15 protein-coding genes and 1 pseudogene are annotated in these 21,303 nt (G+C 37.7%); 7 read left to right on the top strand and 9 right to left on the bottom strand.

Going from position 1 to position 21,303, the window contains the following annotated elements:
- Position 1: 1 nt before the first annotated feature.
- The 3 genes from QSH13_RS09615 to QSH13_RS09625 are packed head-to-tail and all read right to left on the bottom strand — an operon-like array spanning position 2 to position 2,837.
- Positions 2-715: an MgtC/SapB family protein gene (locus QSH13_RS09615; protein WP_109395990.1), complete on the bottom strand. Its 714-nt coding sequence runs from the start codon at positions 713-715 to the stop codon at positions 2-4.
- A 39-nt stretch (positions 716-754) separates the two neighbouring features.
- Entirely contained in the window at positions 755-2,002 is a 1,248-nt protein-coding gene (locus QSH13_RS09620; RefSeq protein ID WP_261191330.1) for an MFS transporter, read from the bottom strand.
- Positions 2,003-2,015: 13 nt separating this feature from the next.
- Positions 2,016-2,837 carry an MBL fold metallo-hydrolase gene (locus QSH13_RS09625; protein ID WP_109395988.1) on the bottom strand — a complete coding sequence of 274 codons (822 nt, stop codon included), beginning with the start codon at positions 2,835-2,837 and terminating at the stop codon, positions 2,016-2,018.
- Between the two features lie 345 nt (positions 2,838-3,182).
- Here QSH13_RS09625 and QSH13_RS09630 point away from each other — a divergent pair, with 345 nt between their 5' ends.
- Positions 3,183-5,390 (top strand): extracellular solute-binding protein, encoded by a 2,208-nt coding sequence (locus tag QSH13_RS09630; RefSeq protein WP_109395987.1) that lies wholly within the window; start codon positions 3,183-3,185, stop codon positions 5,388-5,390.
- Between the two features lie 57 nt (positions 5,391-5,447).
- On the opposite strand, the pseudogene QSH13_RS09635 reads toward QSH13_RS09630, so the two are convergent.
- A pseudogene (locus QSH13_RS09635) lies at positions 5,448-5,522 on the bottom strand (iron-sulfur cluster repair protein YtfE); the annotation flags it as partial.
- Between the two features lie 92 nt (positions 5,523-5,614).
- Here QSH13_RS09635 and norR point away from each other — a divergent pair.
- Positions 5,615-7,129: a nitric oxide reductase transcriptional regulator NorR gene (norR, locus tag QSH13_RS09640; RefSeq protein WP_286039102.1), complete on the top strand. Its 1,515-nt coding sequence runs from the start codon at positions 5,615-5,617 to the stop codon at positions 7,127-7,129.
- Positions 7,130-7,228: 99 nt separating this feature from the next.
- Here norR and QSH13_RS09645 read toward each other — a convergent pair whose 3' ends face one another.
- The 4 genes from QSH13_RS09645 to QSH13_RS09660 all read right to left on the bottom strand — a co-directional run bounded on the left by QSH13_RS09645 (position 7,229) and on the right by QSH13_RS09660 (position 11,832).
- A complete protein-coding gene (locus QSH13_RS09645) occupies positions 7,229-7,798 on the bottom strand; it encodes a molecular chaperone TorD family protein (protein ID WP_196543845.1) in 570 nt (189 codons plus the stop codon).
- A 79-nt stretch (positions 7,799-7,877) separates the two neighbouring features.
- Positions 7,878-8,777: a dimethyl sulfoxide reductase anchor subunit family protein gene (locus tag QSH13_RS09650; RefSeq protein ID WP_196543844.1), complete on the bottom strand. Its 900-nt coding sequence runs from the start codon at positions 8,775-8,777 to the stop codon at positions 7,878-7,880.
- Complete coding sequence (locus tag QSH13_RS09655; protein ID WP_109406736.1) at positions 8,774-9,415, bottom strand: DMSO/selenate family reductase complex B subunit; 642 nt, start codon at positions 9,413-9,415, stop codon at positions 8,774-8,776. Before QSH13_RS09655 ends, QSH13_RS09650 begins: the two co-directional genes overlap by 4 nt.
- A complete protein-coding gene (locus QSH13_RS09660; protein ID WP_286039101.1) occupies positions 9,412-11,832 on the bottom strand; it encodes a DMSO/selenate family reductase complex A subunit in 2,421 nt (806 codons plus the stop codon). The genes QSH13_RS09655 and QSH13_RS09660 overlap by 4 nt, the downstream gene beginning before the upstream one ends.
- 445 nt (positions 11,833-12,277) lie before the next feature.
- On the opposite strand from QSH13_RS09660, the gene QSH13_RS09665 reads away from it, so the two are divergent.
- From QSH13_RS09665 to QSH13_RS09680, 4 genes are all read left to right on the top strand, one after another.
- On the top strand, positions 12,278-13,063 hold the full coding sequence (locus QSH13_RS09665; RefSeq protein ID WP_109395981.1) for an AraC family transcriptional regulator: 786 nt from the start codon (positions 12,278-12,280) through the stop codon (positions 13,061-13,063).
- Positions 13,064-13,543: 480 nt separating this feature from the next.
- Complete coding sequence (locus QSH13_RS09670; RefSeq protein WP_109406738.1) at positions 13,544-15,004, top strand: basic amino acid/polyamine antiporter; 1,461 nt, start codon at positions 13,544-13,546, stop codon at positions 15,002-15,004.
- Between the two features lie 96 nt (positions 15,005-15,100).
- On the top strand, positions 15,101-17,473 hold the full coding sequence (locus tag QSH13_RS09675) for an Orn/Lys/Arg family decarboxylase (RefSeq protein WP_109406739.1): 2,373 nt from the start codon (positions 15,101-15,103) through the stop codon (positions 17,471-17,473).
- An 84-nt stretch (positions 17,474-17,557) separates the two neighbouring features.
- Positions 17,558-19,069 carry a basic amino acid/polyamine antiporter gene (locus QSH13_RS09680; protein ID WP_109395978.1) on the top strand — a complete coding sequence of 504 codons (1,512 nt, stop codon included), beginning with the start codon at positions 17,558-17,560 and terminating at the stop codon, positions 19,067-19,069.
- A gap of 73 nt (positions 19,070-19,142) precedes the next feature.
- Here the strand turns inward: QSH13_RS09680 and QSH13_RS09685 are convergent, their stop codons facing one another.
- A complete protein-coding gene (locus QSH13_RS09685) occupies positions 19,143-20,630 on the bottom strand; it encodes an MFS transporter (RefSeq protein ID WP_286039100.1) in 1,488 nt (495 codons plus the stop codon).
- Between the two features lie 85 nt (positions 20,631-20,715).
- Here QSH13_RS09685 and QSH13_RS09690 point away from each other — a divergent pair, with 85 nt between their 5' ends.
- On the top strand, positions 20,716-21,270 hold the full coding sequence (locus tag QSH13_RS09690) for a TetR/AcrR family transcriptional regulator (RefSeq protein ID WP_196543840.1): 555 nt from the start codon (positions 20,716-20,718) through the stop codon (positions 21,268-21,270).
- Positions 21,271-21,303: the final 33 nt, after the last annotated feature.

The following is a 21,303-nucleotide window of genomic DNA, read 5'->3' on the forward strand; positions in this document are numbered from 1 at the left end:
ATTAATGATCAAGAGAAACTGAATGAACATGTTCAAGCTGTTTTAATGAACAATAAAATTCAGGTAAGGTAATTTTTTGTCTCACTAACAGTTTTAAATTCACTTCAACGCGTTCTTTTTTGATATCGCGAATAGTCAGATTTTCAATCACGTTTTTATGGCTTTTTAAATACTCAATTAACAGAGGAACACCACTTTCATGAGTAAATAACATACGCACTTTTATCTTACCTAAACGTTGATTTTTCATCTGAAAGAGCACCACTTGCGGGCTAAGTTGAATAGCCATAAAAAAGAGAACGGTCACAATCATGGCATGCCAATAAAAACCTGAGCCACAAGCAATACCAACACCCGCTGATGCCCATACAATGGCGGCTGTTGTCAGGCCTGAAATAGCATCATCACGTCGATGCAATATAACACCCGCGCCAAGAAAGCCGACACCACTGATAATTTGCGCGGCTAATCTCATGGGATCACTACGAATATTATCGGAGATATTGGCGTAATATTCCGCGGATTGAATAGAAACAATGGTTAATAAACAACTGGCAACAGCAATAATAACACAGGTTTTAAAACCGACTGGTTTCCCCTTTGATTCACGCTCTAAGCCAATAAGGCCGCCCAAAATAAAGGCGGCCAGTAATTTAGCGATACTTGAAAGTGATAAAGGGCCAATGCTGTCAACAAACTGTATTAATGCATTCATGGTTTGCTCCTAACGTTGGCTTATTCCTTTATTTTAAAACTAGGGTGTTGCAATACTTTCTTGTGCTTTTTTATCTTCGTTATTTTTCTTTTTACTCACGTCATCTTTAAAGAAGAAGATAAAGAATATGCTTACAACGGCGGCAACGATTGCTGGGTATATCCAGAATGTTGACCATTGTGGTAAAGCTGCATCGCCTGTTTCTGTTACGGTTGAATTAAAGATTTGACCACAAATAGTGGAAGCAAATAATAAGCCGAAACCATTAGAGACAATAAAGCGTAGACCTTGTGCTTGAGCACGAATTTCTGGTTTGGCTTTGCGGTCAACATAGATATCACCAGCAGTAAAGAAGAAGTCCCAACATAATCCCTGCAACATTAATCCGATAACGATAAAATAAAACTCGGTATTTACCGCTGCATAAGAGAAGAATATTGAGCGAATGATCCAGCTAACAGCACCTAAAAGTAGTGTGATTTTGAAGCCAAACTTCATCAAGAAGAATGACAACACAAACATAAACAGCACTTCACAAGCTATACCGATTTGCATAATAGACGCTGCATTATTAAAACCTAATGCTTTAATAAATACCGGAATATAAGCGGAATAAGCCGTTTTAGGGATCATTAAAATAAAGATACTAAACATTAAGATAGCAAAATAACGATCTTTAAATAATGAAAGTGCATCTAAACATAAAACATCACGAGCAGAGAATGGCTTACCTTTCGCTTTAGGTGGTGTATTAGGTAAAGTAAAGCAGTAGAAACCGAGTAAAACTCCCACAGCCGAAGCGATATACCAAGTCATAGTACTACCAGAGAAGCCCATTTCACCTAATATAAATCCGATAGCCATAAAGCCGAACGTACCGAATACACGAATAATAGGGAAGTATTTCACGCCGTTAATATGAGAGAAACTAATACTATTCGAAAGCGCAGTTGTTGGATAAAACAATAGTCCAATAATGAAAATTAAAAATAAAGTCATACCGCTATTTTGTGCTTCAATAAATTGAGGAACACAAATAATGACTGCGGCATTAATTAAATGAAGGATGCCCATGACTTTTTGTGAAGCAAAGAAACGGTCAGCCACCATACCAATAAATAATGGGGAGATAATTGTTGCGACGCCTAATAAAGCGTAGGCATTACCAATAATGCTTGCCATACCATAGCTACTTAATACTAGCCCCATGGTCATATTCCATGCACCTTGCATAAAATATTGCACAAACATCATAATCAGTAAGCGAGAGGTTATTTTCATATCCATCATCGTTCTCCTCTTAATTTGTTTCTAACGTTAACCCGTCGTAGGCAACGCGGATATTGTGAGGAGCACAAACAGCTTCTAATTCGTGATGAAGCAATTTACCACTATGTGAAATATGTGAAACGGCAATTTGTGTATCTTGATGTAAACAACCTTGCTGTTGTAGTTTTTCTTTCGCTGCAAATACGGTTTCTAGACTCATATGATTATCAGTACGATCTTTACCATTGAGTCCATAAGTACATTCAAAAACAACAATATCAAGAGGTTTGTTTTCTAACCATTTCCATGTCAATTCAGGGAACCAACCAGAATCATGACCATAGAAAATCACCTTGCCATCTTTCTCGATATGATAAACATAGCAGAGTTCCCATTTAGCATGATTAGCCAGCAATGGCGTAATTTTATAACCGTTTCTTTCGACAGTAACAAAAGGAATTAAGCAGTGAAAAGCAAAACGCTCTTTGCTGTAACCAGGTAAAACTTCGATACAGCCATTAATTGCGCGATCATTACCAAAAATATGAAGGGGATGGTTAATTTCGAAACCATAACCTTCCATTCGACTAAACAGATCGCCAACATTGAAATGATCAGGATGCGTGTGAGTGAATAGAAGGCTCTCAAAATGAGTGGCATCCATTCCATCACGCATTAATTGATAACTAAATGTAGGTGATACGTCGATTAACATAATGTCATCGACAATGGCAGAAGAGTGAGTTCTGATATCTTTCCCACCCATTTCTCTTGCTTTCAGGCAGTGTTCACAACGGCAGAAGGGATTGGGTATGCCTTCTGAGGCAGCCGTCCCTAAAAAATGAAGTTTCATAAGAAATCCCCTTATCCTATTGTTTTATTATGATTTTATTAATTATCTGGTGTTGGCTATCTATAAGGTATAGATGAATTTGAACGTTCCAATAATAAAATGGTGGAGGTTGTTTGCCAATAAATGAAGATCAGATCAGTGATCTTATTCAAATTAAATTTGTTATCTTATTGATTAATATTGTTATATTTTTCAATTGAGATTGATAATTATTTATTTACCATAAGTAACAAGAGCTTGTTTTATAAACAACTTTTAAATGGAACGTTCAAATCAATTAGCAGTAGTCGCGATAAATAATTCAGGTATGCTAGTGAAAGCAGAAATTGAGATGGAAAAAGGTCAATGGCAACGATTAAAGATATTGCAAAATTAGCAGGTGTCTCTCATGGAACGGTTTCTAACGTATTGAATAAACGTGGAAATGTAAGTGTTGAGAAAATTGAAGCCGTGTATCAAGCCGCCAAACAAATGGGTTATCAATTAAATACACAGGCTCAACTGTTAAGAACCAGTAAGAGCCATAAAATTGCGATACTTTTACCCCAATTAGTTTCTGAAAAATATGCGGTTTTCTTTAATTCGCTAAGGCAGTCTATTGCTCATTTCACCGAGGTTACTTACGATCTTTTTTTAACAGACGATCTTGAAACAACGGAATTAGAGGCATTACAGAAAATTGCTGCGGGTGGCTATAAACAAGTGATCACCGTTAGCTGTCTTAAAGATGCCAATATCTATTTTGACACGTTAAAATTACCCCCTTCTCAAGTTGCATTTGTTTATCGTCAGCCACTTAATACGCAAAAATTCTTCACGCTTGATTTTACCCAAGCAGCCGAAGCAATTTGTCAACAAATTGCAAAAACGCCAGGTAAATTAGTGGGTATTTTTATGGGGAGTAGCGATTATTTAAATAATCAAAACTTTGCCACTCAATTACAACATCGACTTTTAGAAACGGCTCCCAATAAAAAAAATGTGGTGCTTTGTGCATCAGATGAAGAGAGTTATAAAATTGCGTTTGATTTCTTTTCTCTGGAGCAAATCCCAGACATATTTATTGCTCAAGATATAGAGAAAGCACGTTATTTAACGCAAGCGAGTTATTTCGGTAGTCATAATGATTGTCCTCCTATTTTTGCATTGAGCGATAATATTCCACCTGTATTAAAAGGGTTGTATTACTTTCCTATGAATTACGCTCAACTTGGATTAGAAGTCGTAGATGCATTAATGCAAGTAGAAGACGAAAGTGAAATAACTGGAACTAATGTGACTTGTGTGCGTAATCAAAGTGACCATCTTTATACTTTAACGCCGGCCGTTATGAGTGAGGATAAAGCGGATATAAGTCTTAATTTACTGATTTTACCTAGTCCTTCAACTAGCGCATTAAAAAAGCTGTTACCTCATTTTTATCGTCAAACAGGGATTAAAGTTAATTTAGCAATACATCCTTACGATGAAGTTTATCAAATTTTAAGCCAGTTACATTTGCATCCCTATTATGATTTATTGCGTATTGATATGGCCTGTTTTCCTTGGTTTGCTGAAAGAATATTACAGCCATTAGATAAGATTGGTAATGGGCTAACGGACTTATTAAATAATTTTTCACTACCTACTCAGCAGAAATTTAGTTTAGTAAATAATGTTGCTTATGCGATGCCTTTTGATGCCAGTGCGCAACTTCTGTTTTATCGAAAAGACTTGTTTGAAGATCCTATTTTAAAAAGAATGTATTACGAGAAAACAGGTAATGAATTAACCGTACCAACAACATTTGAAGAATATGATAATGTGACGCAGTTTTTTACTGAACAACATGAAGAAGGGCAATTAAGTCGACCAATGGGCGCTTCAACAACATTGGGTAGTGCGGGGTTGATTGCAACAGAATATCTATTACGTTATTACGCCAAAGGTGGGTGTTTAATAGGAAACGATAATATTCCTAGATTAAAAATGCCTTTAGCGGGTGAAATATTAGAAGAGTATTTAAAACAGTTGTCGATCACTGAGAATATTCATAATAAGTGGTGGAGTGAGTCGGTTAGGCAATTTGAGCAAGGGCATCTTGCAATGCTGATCGCTTATATGAATTTATTTAACGATGTCGCTCATAGTAATATTTTACCTAAAATAGGTTTTGCACCTGTACCCGGAAGTATTCCACAATTAGGCGGTGGCGTATTAGGGGTTTCGCGTTATAGCCAAAAATCACAATATGCAGAGCAATTTTATCGTTGGCTTTATTCCCCAATAGTAATGGATCACCTTATTTTATTAGGTGGAAACAGTAATCATCAAAATTTCAATCATAATCAAGAAATTAGTCATCGTTATCCATGGATGACATTGGCTTATCAAGAAATTAATAAGGGAATACGAGAATCTTCGGTACCTAATGGTAAGTTATTTAATTTACGCCAAGCCGAAATTATTATCGGACAAGGTATTACTAATGTCGTTAATAATATTATGACCATAGACGAGACTATCGAATATATAAATCAGCGTTTGTTAATAGATACTCAAGGTGAACGGTAGGGTTTGCTTGTGGTCACAAAAATAGCAGGGGGGATGAGATCTCCTGTGTATGAACTATCACTCGCCAGCTAATGCTCTTGGAAATAATAAGTTGTTTTCTAAGCTAATATGATCCATTAAATTGTCGGTTAAATAGGTCATCATGCGTCAGGCTAATGGCGCATGGGCGTTTTACTATGTCAAAATGACCATAATAACGGTCATAATGACTATGAGGTGTTTTTATGGGCTTTTCTGTTGATGTGTTGGCTAACATTGCCATTGAATTACAAAAAGGTGTTGGTCATCAAGATAGGTTTAAGCGACTGGTAACTACACTTCGACAAGTACTAAATTGCGATGCTGCAGCACTACTTCGTTATGAGCCTCACCAGTTTATCCCATTAGCCATAGATGGCCTTGTACCTGATGTATTAGGGCGTCGTTTTTTACTAGAAGGGCATCCTCGTCTTGAAACTATAGCGCGAGCAGGGGATGTGGTACGTTTCCCTGCAGACAGTGATTTACCGGATCCTTATGATGGCCTTATTCCAGATAGAGAACATTTAAAAGTTCATGCTTGTGTGGGGTTACCGCTATTTGCAGGACAAGATTTAATTGGCACTTTAACACTCGATGGAATGGATCCTCATCAGTTTGATACTTTTAGTGATGAGGAGCTTAGGTTAATTGCGACATTAACTTCTGGGGCATTAAATAATGCGTTATTGATTGAGCAACTCGAAAATCAAAATATGTTATTTACACCAATCAATACGTTTAAGCCGACAGTAAAAACAGAAATTATTGGTTTATCGCCTTCGATGATGCAACTGAAAAAAGAGATAGAAATTGTTGCACCCGCAGAGATGAATATTTTAGTGAGTGGCGAAACAGGAACCGGTAAAGAGCTGGTGGTAAAAGCCATTCATGAAATGTCTCATCGTGCAGATAATTCGTTAGTCTATTTAAATTGCGCAGCACTTCCTGAGAGTGTGGCAGAAAGTGAATTATTTGGTCATGTGAAAGGGGCTTTTACCGGCGCAATTAGTCATCGTAGCGGTAAATTTGAAATGGCGGATAATGGAACGCTATTTCTTGATGAGATAGGGGAGTTATCATTATCTCTCCAAGCAAAATTACTTCGTGTCTTACAATATGGTGATATTCAACGAATTGGTGATGATCGCAATTTACGCGTTAATGTGCGTGTATTAGCAGCAACAAATTGTGATTTATGGGAGGAGGTATTAGCGGGAAATTTCCGTGCCGATCTTTTCCATCGTTTAAGTATCTTTCCTTTGCATGTTCCGCCATTACGAGAAAGAGACGAAGATATTTTGCTATTAGTGGGTTATTTCTGTGAGCAATATCGTCAGCGTTTTAACCTTACTCAAGTGATTATTAGTCCTGAATTACGCCTTTATTTATTGCACTATTCTTGGCCAGGGAATGTGCGTGAATTAGAACATACTATTCATCGAGCAATCGTATTAGCGAGGGCAGGGAATAAGACAGGCAGTCTTATTTTACAAGTTAGTCATTTTGCTTTAGGTACAGAAAATTCAGTTCACTCTGTTTCTCAGCACCTAGCTTCTGAAGAAAATAATTTAAAAGAAGCAACTGATGAATTTCAGCGAAGTTTAATTAAACAAGCATTGTTGCGTAATAACCAAAATTGGGCGGCTACTGCACGAGAATTATCACTTGATCCGGCTAACCTACGTCGTTTAACAAAACGTTTAGGATTAAAATCATAATAATCTAAAAAGAATGTCTAAATGAAAAAAGGTAATTTGGGTGCGTGGTCCAAATTACCTTAAGTAATTATGTTAGGATGATAATTTGTTAATAAGTTTCTATTTTCTGAATGCGTTCACCGTGATGGTTACCAGTTCTGTTAACGTGCTATAAAATTGGCTATACCCACTCATTTTTAATTTATTTAAATAGTGAGGTAGCCAGGTGGTCAAATGAAGGGAAAGTAATTCATTAACCGCGTCTTCTCTTTTTTCTGATGCCAATACCGCAACTTGAAATAACATCAAACCAATATGATCAACAGGCTCTGGAAAAGGCGTGTTTATTTTTAAACGTTCTCGTTTTAAAAATTCACTCAGTGCAAGGGTAGAGTCCCCTTGTAATAAACCTTCAGGATCTAAATAGACCGAACCCCAAGGAGGAGCGGGCAACGCATTGGGGCCAATAAAAAGATTTTGCCATTGGGTTTTTAATTGCTCTGTATCGATAGAAACGGAATCAATTAAACGTTCACACAGATGGCTTTCAATTTTACAAGGCCACTGCGTGATAAAATCCCCTGTTTTAAAAAAGTTGAGTGCAGTTTTATTGGTGTCATCATCTGGTGGGAATAAATAACAAATTCCCAATAAATTAAATGCAGCTGCATAATAAGAGAGTCTGCTCATAATTTTTGATACTTCCTTAAACAAACCCCAATTAATGAGGTTTGTTTTTTTATTATTTAAACGACTTGCTCAATGACAACTAGTGAATTGAGTAGAAAACATAGCGCAACATAAAGTCAGCGATAATTGCGATCACACAGCCAAGCGCAAAGATAGACTCTGTTGATTTATCTTGGTTTTTGGGTGTTAGGAATTTCACTAAACTATAGCCACAAGCCAATACTGCAAAGGTGGCTAAGATCCAGCATGTCGTCCGTAACGAACCAATGGAGTAATAGACTTGAATAGGTGATAACGGAAATGTCACCGATTTTTGGCTATAGAGCGTGCTAGTTAAATATTGCTCATAAAAAGGTTGATACAGTAGTCGACCGATTAAGCTAAATGCCATTATTCCCCATAATTGCCATTTCCAGCGCATTGGGAAAGAGTCTTGTGGTATTTCAATACCTAACTTACTGCCTATGCGTTGTAATACTTTGAGCAACAAAAAGAAAATAGCGGCACCAAGTGTTAACATCGCCCCGAAGAACATGATGTAAGTGTTAGGGTTCATCCATGTCAAAATAGAGGTATGGCGATAAATCGATGCCATACAATAAATATCAAATAGCCCGATCAGAATACTGGTACTTAATAACAGCATTGAGAGTTTGCGAGTGCGCCAGAGCCATAAAAAGGTTAAACCTAGACAACCAACAAAAATAGCTGTGATGGCAACTTCACGACTTAGCCAAGCAGAAAAAACATTTCTAATCGCATTAGGAGCATTTAATGGCACACCTAAGTGAGTGATTGAGGCAATAGAGCCTAAACCTGCTAACCCACAAATAATAAATAAGGCCAATAGCATAAAGCGATAGTAGCTTTCTGTATTGAGATAATGAGAAAGGCGACGCGCAAAAAGCCCTGTTGTTAACGCAAGACCAATGGCCGCATTCATCATAAATGTGAAGATTAATAATGACCATTCATTCATTTTCTTTCTCCCTTATTATTAATTCCGTCATTATTGGCACCCTGATGTGGGTTAATAACAAGGTTGGGATGTGTTATTTCAGGGGAAGGTAAACCCGTGACATAATCTAAATCACCATAGCGTTCACGGAGTTCATCAATAGGGCCAAATTGGATTGCACCTAGTGGACAAGTGGCGACACAAACCGGTTGTTCACCTTTTTGTTGCAAATCGATGCAAAAATCGCATTTTGACATCTGTTTGGTTTCAGGGTTCATCTGTGGCGCCCCATAAGGGCAAGACCACGCGCAAGCACCACAACCGACACATTTATCTGTATCTACCATGACGATGCCGTCACCTTCACGCTTATGCATTGCTGTTGTTGGACAGTTTTTAACGCAAATCGGGTCGTCACAATGATTACAAGAGATGGATAACGTGTAAGCAAAGACATTATTGATCAGCGCACCTTTAGGATTACGGGTATAACCACCACCCGTGATTTCATAGACACGACGAAATTTTCGTCCAACATCAAGATTGTTTTTATCTTTGCAAGCCACCTGACACGCTTTACAACCTGAACAGCGAGCGCTGTCGATATAAAATCCTAACTGCTTGCTACTTACAGCGGGATAAACGATAAATTTACTCATGCTTTTGCTACCTCGACCAATAATGTTTGGTGAGCATTGCCGTGTGCCATTGCGGTGCTACGGGATGATGTTAATACGTTGGCACATCCACCTTGATCTATACCTTTTGCATCAGGTTGCCACCAAGCACCTGCTTGCAAGGCGACGACACCAGGCATAATTCGTTGTGTTAATTTGACGGGAACCATCGTTACCCCACGATCGTTATATACTTTGACTTTTTCGCCTTCTTTTATGTTTCTATCTTCGGCATCTAGCGGATTTAACCAGAGCTCTTGGCGTTGTACTTCTTGTAACCACGGGTTGGCAAATTGCGTCGAGTTTGCGCGGTTACGCCCTTTCCATGTGATAAGTTGTAACGGGAATTTATCTGTTAACCTATCTTCAGGGCCCTCAATGGCGGGTACATAATGAGAGAGTGCAGGAATATCGACATTATTCATGTCATATAAGCGTTTAGAGAAAATTTCAATTTTGCCTGATGGCGTTGGGAATGGGTTATTCTCGATATCTTGGATATTTTTCTCAAACGCCACATTTTGAGTATGAGGACGATGTTTTAGTAGATGACGGCGTTTAACCAATAGCTCTTTAAAGGTTGGAATACCGTCTTCAGGGCGTTTAACACTGGCGTCATTGACTAAATATTCAATCCAATCGCGGTCTGTCTCTTTACCTTCGCTAAATTGTTCGCCCACCCCTAATTTATTGGCAACTTCACGTAACCAATCGTAGTCAGTGCGACGCTCAAATTCAGGTTCAATCACTTTTTCAGAAAGAATAATATAGTCGCCATAACTCCATGTACCACCGATGTTCCAGCGTTCTAAGAAGCTAGTTTCTGGCAGTAAAATATCGGCGTATTTTGCACTTGGTGTCAGATAGAGATCACTACAAACAATAAATTCTACTTTCGATTCATCTTCAAGTACTTTCGCGGCATGAAGAATATCGGTATTTTGGTTTGTCATGTAGTTACCGGCCATTGAGAAAATCATCTTGATTTCCGTATCAAGTTTCTCGGCATTCAGTAACCCATTCTCAGGTGTGACTAAATTTTTATCTTCACATGCTTGTACCCAGTTGGTGATATTGATTTTCGCTTTTACTGGATTGGTTAATAGACTTGGTCCCGCGATGGTTTTACGCAGTTCAGAGTTTAATGCCATACCATAACCAGCAGCCCAACCACCACGAACACCCACATTACCGGTAATAGTGGCAAGTAATGTTGCCCCACGCGCCGTCCGTTCACCACAAATATGGCGCTGAGGACCCCAGCCTTGTATTAATGCCGCTGGTTTTGTCGAAGCATATTCACGGGCTAATTGGCGGATAGTATCCGCAGGCACTTTAGTGATAGGTTCTGCCCATTCAGGGGTTTTCTTAATGCCATCTTTTTTACCCATCAAATAGGCAACTAAAGATTCATTTTTACCTACACCTTCTGGCATTTGGTGTTCATCAAAGCCAATAGTGTATTTATCGATAAATGCTTGATCGTGCAGGTTCTCACTGACGATGACATACATCATCGCATCCATCATGGCATTATCTGTTGTTGGCAGTAATGGGATCCACTGATCAGCTAAAGAAGAGGCGGTATCAGAATAACGTGGGTCAACGACAATAAATTTAGTGCCGTTTTTCTTCATTTTTTGGAAGAAATGGTTTGAATGGCCAAAAATAGTTTCGTTAGGGTTATGACCCCATAAAATGACAAGCGGGGTATCTTCTAACGTGTCGAGTGTACTACCACTGGCGGCGGTGCCGTAAGTATAAGGGGTGACAGCAAGAGTATTACCGTTACTGACAGAGTGATAGTTCTCCAAAAACCCCCCAGTGATATTAAACAGGCGACGTAACATATTCGCACCTGAGAAAATCCCCCCCGTAACACCTGTGCTTAAGCTAACAAAACGTGATGCAGGGCCATATTGATCATTAATACGTTGCATATTTTGTGCAATAAGCGTGGTCGCTTCTTCCCACGTGATACGTTCAAATTTGCCTTCACCACGTTTACCTACACGTTTCATTGGGTATTTTAAGCGGTCTGGGTGATAGACAAATTTACGATAACCACGGCCTCGTACACAGGCACGCATAATTGGCATTTCTTCATCTAAGTCAGCATCAGGGCGTGTACTAATTTGGGTGACTTTGCCATCTTTTACATGGGCTCGAATATCACATTTACCGCCACAGTCAAAGCTACTGCAAGTTGAAACAACGCGTTCACCCTCTTCGGTCATTATTGATTTTACTGGGATAGCGTTATCTGTTGTCGCAGCAAAAGAGTTTGATGCGAGAAAAGGAAGGGTGACTAATGCTGAGCTCGCTTGAATAAAGTGACGGCGGCTAACATTGTTGAGAATACTCTTTGTATCACTATCGTGATCGGACTGATTGCTCATATGAACTCTACCTTAAACATAATAGGCGGATCCCGATATACCCGATACTTGATATAAAGAATGTGCGTGATTTTTCTAGGCTATGAATAAAGGGAATGTCTGGTATCCGCTGCATTATTATTGAATGCATAGATAATTGCAGAGTGCTCTAAATCACCTCTGCGAGAGGGATAGTAGTTGATTAATCTTTTGCCAACATTCTAAAACCAGACAATGACATTTGAATTTCAGCCTATTTCCGAGGTGTGTTAAAAGCGCGTTTTTTGATTGTTAATAGAATTTATTAAATAGATATCAAGAAGGTTGAAATTTCATATAAGTCACTTGCATTGTTTATTTAAATATATAGCGATTTTAATTATATAGGTCATTATTTGCTGGTGTGTAGAGTGTGGGATAACTGCTATATTAAAAGAACGAAAATAGAAAGAGAGCGACCTAAATTGTGAGAAATGTACCTTTAAAAAGCGTTGATTCACTTGACCGAGATGTTATTGCGCTGGGTACAGACTATTTGCCCAATACGTTGTTAGAAACTCATCAACATCGCCGAGCTCAGTTTTTATACCCTGCCACAGGTTTAATTGAAGTGAGTACAGATGATGGTGAGTGGGTTATTCCACCGTCTTGTGGCGTTTGGATCCCGCCAGAAACTGGGCATGAAACTCGTATGTTAGATGTGAGCACCCGAAGCTTGTATATTGAGCCTTCAGCAGCACCTCGTCATAGCAAACAATGTGAAGTGGTCAGTGTTTCTCCTCTTTTTCGTCAACTATTGCTTGAAGCGGTAGATGTGCCCGCAGAATATGATAAAAAAGGGAGAGATGGCTTTTTAATGCAGCTAATTTTATGTGAATTAGCGAAAGCAAAACCGTTACCGTTTTTTGCACCTATTCCGCAAGACAGTAAATTAGCGAAATTATGCCGTGATTTTATTCGTGATCCTAAAATAGATTCTTTACCTCAACAGTGGGCAGATAAATTACATAAAAGTGAGCGCTCTTTTAGTCGTTTTTTCCGTCAACAAACAGGGATGTCATTTTCACAATGGCGACAACAAGTCTGTTTGTTGAATTCATTAACACAAATCTTATCCGGTCGTGGGATCACCGAAATTGCTTTTGATTTGGGTTATAACAGCGCTGGCTCTTTCTCAACGATGTTTAAAAAGCAGATGGGGCAATCGCCTTCTCACTTTAGTATGGATGGATTAAATATAGATTGTTTTTAATATCCAAATTAAGAACACCTATTTAAAAAGTATATTCTTAATATAAATATCTACATATTAATACGTAAGTAATATTAACTATGTAGATTATTTTTAAATAAGGTTTTTTGTCTTTAACTACTTGAATTTTTTATATGGTGACTTTTTTATAAAGGTTTAAATATACAATTATAATCATCTTAATAAGATTAATAATAATTAGTTTTTTATGTCTAACACAATGAATAAATTATAATTATTCTTATGTGAGTATTTTTTTTGACTTATATCTATTTTTTAGTTTTTTTGTTTGTTATTTTTTATCGCAAGATGATTAAATAATTATCACATAGTATACGATTGTTCATCTTAAATAGGTTATACACATCATTATTACAGTGATATATAGGATAAAACCTGTATCATTTTTATATTTAACTATAATTAAAAATTAACTAATAGTTTTAATAAAATTATTGTTGCAATAGGGTTAATAATAATATGTCAAAGGGTGCTTCTAATAACAATACAAGCCAAAAAATAGGCTTGCTTGCACTTGTTGCTATCGTCATTAGTTCAATGATAGGCAGTGGTGTTGATGGTCTACCACAAAATATGGCTGCAACATCGGAAGTCGGTCCAGTTATTGTTGCTTGGCTTATTTGTGGTTTTGGTATGTATTTTATTGCTCGCATTTTTATGGTGCTATCTGACGTTCGTCCAGATCTTCAAGCGGGTATTTATATGTATGCTCGTGAAGGATTTGGATCTTTTGTCGCTTTTATTGTGGCGTGGGGCTATTGGTTAATGACCATATTTAGCAATGTTGCTTTTGCTATTATGGTTATGGATACTTTAAATTATTTTTTACCTGGTGATTTTAAGGGGGGAAATAATATTCCTTCTATTATTGGTGCCTCCATTCTCATCTGGGGATTTAATTACCTTGTTTTATCTGGTACAAAGCTAGCGGGTGCAATTAATATTATTGGTACATTTGCTAAGTTAATTCCTTTAAGTATTTTTGTTTTTATTCTCGTTTATTTTCTTAATTATGAAGAACTCACCAATAATTTTTGGGGAAATTCTGCCTCTATACCCGCTGATAATCTGGGTTCTATTTCAGAACAAATATTAGCGCCACTCGATGTTGCTTTGTGGTGTTTTATCGGTGTAGAAGGCGCTGTTGCGTTATCTGGACGCGCTCGAAATAAGAAAGATGTGAGTAAAGCCACTTTGATCGGCTTTATCGTCTCACTTATTATTTGTATTTTTATTTCAATATTACCTTTTGGTGTTTTATCTCAAAAAACATTGAGCATGATACCAACCCCATCTACGGCAGGAATATTAAAAACAGTGTCAGGAGATTGGGGGGAATGGTTAATTAATATCGGCGTTTTGGTTTCCGTATTAACCAGTTGGTTAGCGTGGACAATGATTTGTGCTGAAATTCCTATGGCCGCGGCTCAGAATGGAACTTTCCCGAAAGCCTTTGCCACTAAAAATGAAAATGGCGCTGCTAGCGTATCACTTTGGGTCAGTAGCCTATTTATGCAGTTAGTCGTCTTTGTTGTTTATTTCTCCAATAATGCTTGGTTAACAATGTTAGCCATTTCCGCATTAATGGTTTTACCTGCTTATTTAACTTCTTCTGCATATTTATTACAACTCTGCTTATCAGGTGATTTTTCTAAATATGCAGATAAAGGAAAAATCTCAGCCTTGGTTAGTGGTTTTATTGGATTAGCCTTTTGTCTATTTATGTTTTATGCCTGTGAAATAAAGTATTTAGCAATGGTTCCTATTTTACTGACTTTGGGTATTCCCCTCTTTGTGTGGTCTCGATACCAAGAGAAAAAAGTGATATTTACGCCCACAGAACGCATGTTCTTTATTTTTATTATCATGCTGGACATATTAACTATTATTTTATATTTGAATGATTTTATTAAATTTTAATTTGATTATTGTGAAATGACTAACTTATTTTTTGTGAAGTAAAATGAGTAATGTAAACCTAATAAATATAGGTATTTGATACCTATGGAGGTGTCCGTGAAATTTAATCATAATGTATTATTTGTCTCTTCATCTGGGCTAAAAGAAGATAGCCCGGCTAAACAGGCATTAACATCTTTACAAAAAGCAATTGCTGAACGTGGATTTGTAGCCCAAATTGCAGATAATATTCATCATGGCATTAAATATATAAAAGAAAGCCCAAAATATAGTGCTATTGGTATTTTTTGGGATAATAACAATCCCAAAATGAATATAGAAGCCGAAGGTTTTATTTCATTATTCAGACAGAGAAATTCAGATACACCGATATTATTAATCTCCGAAGAAAATATTACAGATAATGTCTCTATCAATATTCTCAAAGAAGTTAGCGAATATATCTATCTTTATTCAGAAACAGCTACATTTACGGCGAATCGCATTTATACGTTAATCCATCGCTATGCAGAAAGCCTTTTACCGCCTTATTTTAAAACATTAAAAAATTTCACTGAGGATGGTGATTATTACTGGGATTGCCCTGGGCATATGGGCGGTATGGCATATTTGAAACATCCTATTGGCATCGAGTTTATTAATTTCTTTGGTGAAAATATGATGCGGGCGGATATTGGTGTCGCTACGGCTGAAATGGGTGATTATCTTATTCATGCCGGTCCATCAAAAACATCAGAAGAAATTGCCGCAGAGCTATTCGGTGCTGATTGGACATTTTATGGTGTGTCTGGCTCATCAGGCTCTAACCGTATTGTTGCTCAAGGTGCTGTAGGCGCTAATGAAATCGTAGTCGTTGATAGAAACTGCCATAAATCGCTTAATCATGGTTTGACGCTTTCACAAGGACGCCCTGTTTATTTGAAACCAACACGTAATGGATATGGATTAATTGGCCCTATTCCAACCAAACGATTATCACAAGCAAGTATTAGTCAACTGATAAAAGAGAGCCCGCTAGCAGAAGGTGCCGTTAGTACGGAGCCTACTTATGCCGTGGTTACCAACTGTACTTATGATGGTTTTTGTTACAATGTCAATGATGTCGTAAAGAATTTAGCCGTCAGTGTACCTCGTATTCATTTTGATGAAGCATGGTATGCTTATGCGCGTTTTCATCCTCTGTATAAAAATCGTTTTGCGATGGATGTTGCTGAGGATATGCCAAACCGTCCTACCATTTTTGCAGTGCAATCAACACATAAAATGTTGCCATCACTCTCTATGGCATCGATGATCCATGTGAAGAAAAGTGATCGTGCACCTTTAAATTTTGATGACTTTAATGACTCATTTATGATGCATGGCACAACATCGCCTTATTACCCAATTATTGCTTCTATTGATGTTGCTGTTGGTATGATGAAAGGTGAATCAGGTCTATCTTTAGTACAGGAATCGATTGAAGAAGCCATTGGTTTTCGTAAGGCGGTTGTCTCTGTCAAACGTCAATTAAAAGAACAGAATGGTGAATCAGAGTGGTTCTTTGATGTATTACAACCGACCCAAGTTCGTGATCCGAAAACAGGTGAAAGCCACAGTTTTGAGCAAGCGCCTCTTGATCTGTTAAGCCAAGAGTCAGATTGCTGGACATTAAAAGCGGGTGATAAATGGCATGGTTTTTCTGATGAAGATATTGCCGATAGCGACAGTATGCTAGATCCTGTGAAAGTGACGATAACTTGCCCCGGAATTACCGCGGATGGCCAATACCAAAAAATGGGTATTCCTGGTTATATCATCACGAAATTTTTAGATGATCGTCGTATTGAGATCGCAAGAACAGGAGATTACACCATTTTAATTCTGTTCTCTGTCGGAGTGACAAAAGGAAAATGGGGAACACTATTAGAAAGTTTACTCACCTTTAAAAAACTCTATGATTCAAATGCGTTAGCGACAGAAGCAATCCCATCACTTAAAGAAGCGTCTCCTAAATATGCAAAAATGACATTAAAACAACTTTGCCAAACTATGCACAATAAGATGGATGAGTTGGATTTAATGAAACATATTAGTGAGGCGGTAAATACTGACCCTACACCTGTAATGTCCCCTGCTGATGCTTACCAAAAAGTGGTTCGTTATAAAGCAGAGCATATCCCTCTAGATGATTTTTCAGGCCGTATTTCTGCGACTATGTTAGTCCCTTACCCACCAGGAATTCCTGTACTTATGCCTGGTGAACGCCTACCTAAAGGGGATCAAGGTATTATTGGTTACCTTAAAGCATTACAGAACTTTGATAAAGAATTCCCAGGATTTGAGCATGAAATTCAGGGAATTAATGTAGATGAAAACGGAGATTTTTGGGTTAGAGCCATTGTTGAAGATGAACGCGAGGCGAAAGTGTTGCCTTCACATATAAAATTTAAACGCCATGTTTCTGCTATTAAGAAAGGCCGTCAATAATCAATAACGAGATAACAATTTTATCAAAATATCTGGCACTGATTAAAGTGCCAGATAGGATTATCTGGAGATAAGAGGTTTTTTATGGCGAACAAATCTGAAATAACATCATCAAGTAACGCCACGAATACAACGGGAAATAGTGGTGCAAAATTGGGCTTATTGGCACTCATTGCAATTGTTGTAGGTTCAATGTTAGGTGGTGGTGTGTTTAGCTTGCCACAAAATACCGCAGCAAGCTCAGCAATAGGTCCTGTGCTTATTGCATGGATTATTGCGGGTATTGGCGTTTATTTTATTGCTAATGCATTTCGCTTGTTATCGGATTTAAGACCCGACCTTCAGGCAGGTGTATATATGTATGCACAAGAGGGTTTTGGTTCTTTTATTGGATTTAATGTGGCTTGGGGTTATTGGTTAATGACTGCATTTGGTAATGTGGCATTTGCCGTTATCTTGATGGATGCATTTGATCAGTTTTTCCCCGGTGTCTTTACTGACGGTAATAACTTAAATTCGATTATCTGTGGTTCTATTTTAATTTGGGGCTATAACTTTTTAGTGTTATCAGGAACGAAAGTCGCGGGCTTTGTTAATACACTCGGAACCATTGCTAAATTAGTGCCATTGATTTTATTTGTTATTGTGCTTGGTGTTCTTATTGATTATTACCAATTATTTAGTAATTTTTGGGGAACATCTCCTCAAATCATGAGCACTGTTGGTAATAAGTCAGAGCCTGTATCGTTAATGTCACAAATCTTGGCACCGATGACGGTAACATTGTGGTCATTTATTGGTGTGGAAGGTGCTGTTGTTTTATCGGGTAGAGCAAAAAATAAGAAAGATGTGGGTAAAGCAACCTTATTAGGATTTTTATTGGCATTAATTATTTATATTCTATTATCAGTATTACCCTTTGGTGTTATGCCTCAAACACAATTAGCTCAATTAAGTAATCCATCAACAGCGGGTGTATTAGCGAAAGTTGTTGGAAATTGGGGAGATTGGCTAATGAATGTTGGGTTGATTATTTCTGTATTAGCGGGGTGGTTAGCATGGACAATGTTATGTGCTGAAATCCCAATGGTTGCAGGTCAAAAGGGCGCATTTCCTAAGGTCTTTGCTCGTACGAATAAAAATCAAGCGGCAAATACATCATTGTGGGTAAGTAGTATTGTTATGCAGGCGGCAATGCTATTAGTTTATTTTTCTAATAATGCGTGGAATACAATGTATAACATTAGCGCGTTAATGGTTGTTCCTGCCTATATTACTACAACACTTTATATCACCAAGATTTGTATTAATCGCCAATATGATCAATATGCAAAAACGGGAAGACAATTAGCATTATTGAGTGGTGTATTAGGTGTTATTTTCTGTCTCTTTATTTTGTATGCAAGCCAAATTCAGTATGTGGCGTTAGTGCCTATTTTGTTAACTTGCGGATTGCCCATTTTTATTTGGTCACGTAAAGAAAAACATGATAATAAACCTATTTTCCAAGCAAAAGAGATACTTTATTTAGCCATTTTATTATTGCTTGATGTCGTCGTAGTAGGGTTATTAATGAAAGGAATTATTACGCTTTAATATCACTTAATATTGCAGTTAATAACCTCACGCACCATTATATTGCGTGAGGTTATTTATCATTAAGTGCATTTTATCTTACTGTGCTACGTAAGCAATAAGGTAAAAAAATCAAACTAAGTGCTGTAATAATTGCTGTGGCGATTAATACGACGAAAAAGGCATTTTCAAAGGCTAAATTTGCTTGGGATATTACAAGAGAAGCCACGTCAATTGGCAATTTTTCTGCCACAATAAGCGCTTCATCTAAACTATCATATACCGCCTCATCAACGGTTAATGAATTAGGTAATACCAGTTTTAAGGTATATACCGTACTCATCAAACTGCCCATAAATGTCACACCAATCACACTACCTAGCTCATAAGCGACATCTTCAATTGATGCGGCCATTCCTGCTTGCCTATCGGCAACACTCAACATAATTGACGTCGATGCGGTGGTAAAAATAATACCTAAACCAAAGCCAATTAAGAATAAGCTACCCATTAACACCATGGGTGATGTTGTTTGATAAACGGCAATTAACCACAGATTTCCCACTAAAGTGAGCATAAATCCAGCAATAATTAAGCGAACTTCACCTAAACGCACCAAGAAATAACCTGCCAATGGCGAAGCAAGTACAGAACCAATAGGAATAGGTAAAATGACCAGCGCTGCGTTAAGTGGGGTAAAACCGGCAACAAGCTGTAGACGTTGACTAAGCAATAATTCAATGCCCACTATGATCACCATAGAAAGTACAGCCATTAAAATACCAATACTAAAAAAACGATTTTTAAATAGCCTAAAGTCAATCATTGGGTGAGTTTGTTTACGTTGACGTAGAGTAAATAGAGTGAGAAAGGCGACGGCAATAAGGGTGGCAGTCGTAGCTTCACTCCACTGTGTATAAGGTTTTCCTATCTCTTTTAAGGCATAAATGGCACTGATCAAACCCACTAAAATGAGTACTGAGCTTAAATAATCAATTTTATGATCACCATGTCCTGAAAACTTAGGGATAAGCCAAATAGAAAACGGCAACACCAAAAGAACAATAGGGACGTTAATTAAAAAGACAGAACCCCACCAGAAGTTATTTAATAAAATACCGCCAATTAAGGGCCCTAAAGCTGCACCGCCAGATGCAACTGCAGACCAAATACCAATGGCAATAGCGCGCTCTTGTGGATCGCTAAAAACTTGACGCACTATTGATAGTGTTGCTGGCATACTCATTGCTGCCCCCACAGCTAAAAAACCTCGAGAAGCAATTAATGAGGTTGCTGTGGGTGAAAATGCGGCACACAATGAAGCGAGCGCAAATAGCGGTAATCCACTAATAAATAATGTTTTATGACCTATTCTGTCTGTGAGCATACCTGCTGCGGGTAATAATCCGGCAACAATTAATGGATAAGCATTCATTATCCAAAGTTTTTCTGATGCACTTGCGTTTAAATCATGAGTTAAACGTGGCAATGCGGTATAAAGCACGGTTACATCTACAACAATGAGAAACAGCATGCTAGATACCAGAAGTAATACTATCCAACGTTTATAATCTTTTATCATAGAAATCTCAGTTATTTTTATGTGTATTATTTTTATTAACGGCTACAATATAAATCCATACGGTCGTATTGAAAAGGGGTTTTTTATGGGGCGTCAAAGAACCATTGATAGAGAAAAATTGTTAGAAGCTATCTTCGACATTGTGATGGAGCAAGGGGCAGCTGCATTAACGATTGATACTGTTGCCAAAAAAATGGGGATCTCAAAAGGAGGGGTTCAATACTGTTTTAGCAGTAAAGAGGCAATGATTGATGCCATGTTTGAACACTGGGAAGGCAGTTATGAAACGCAATTTAAAAAAATCGTTGAAGATAATAACTCACCTGATAATCGAGTCACTGCACATATTCACGCCACACATCATCACGATAAAGTCTCTTTTGCCAAAGGCGCGAGTTTGATGGCTGCATTGCTACAAACGCCTGAATATTTACAAAGTACAAAAGAGTGGTATCAGCAACGATTAGCAGGTGTAGATACGACAACAGAAGCCGGAAAACGTGCTCGATTGGCATTTTTAGCGACAGAAGGTACCTTTTTATTGCGTTATTTTGGATTAATGGATATCGATGATAATGAATGGCAATCTATCTTTGAAGATATTGATTCAGAGTTACTTCAGCAAGAGAAAGGGCAATAAAAAAGCATGTTGTTAATGAGAAGAACAACATGC

Source organism: Proteus faecis, assembly GCF_030286765.1.
GTDB classification, from domain to species: Bacteria; Pseudomonadota; Gammaproteobacteria; order Enterobacterales; family Enterobacteriaceae; genus Proteus; species Proteus faecis.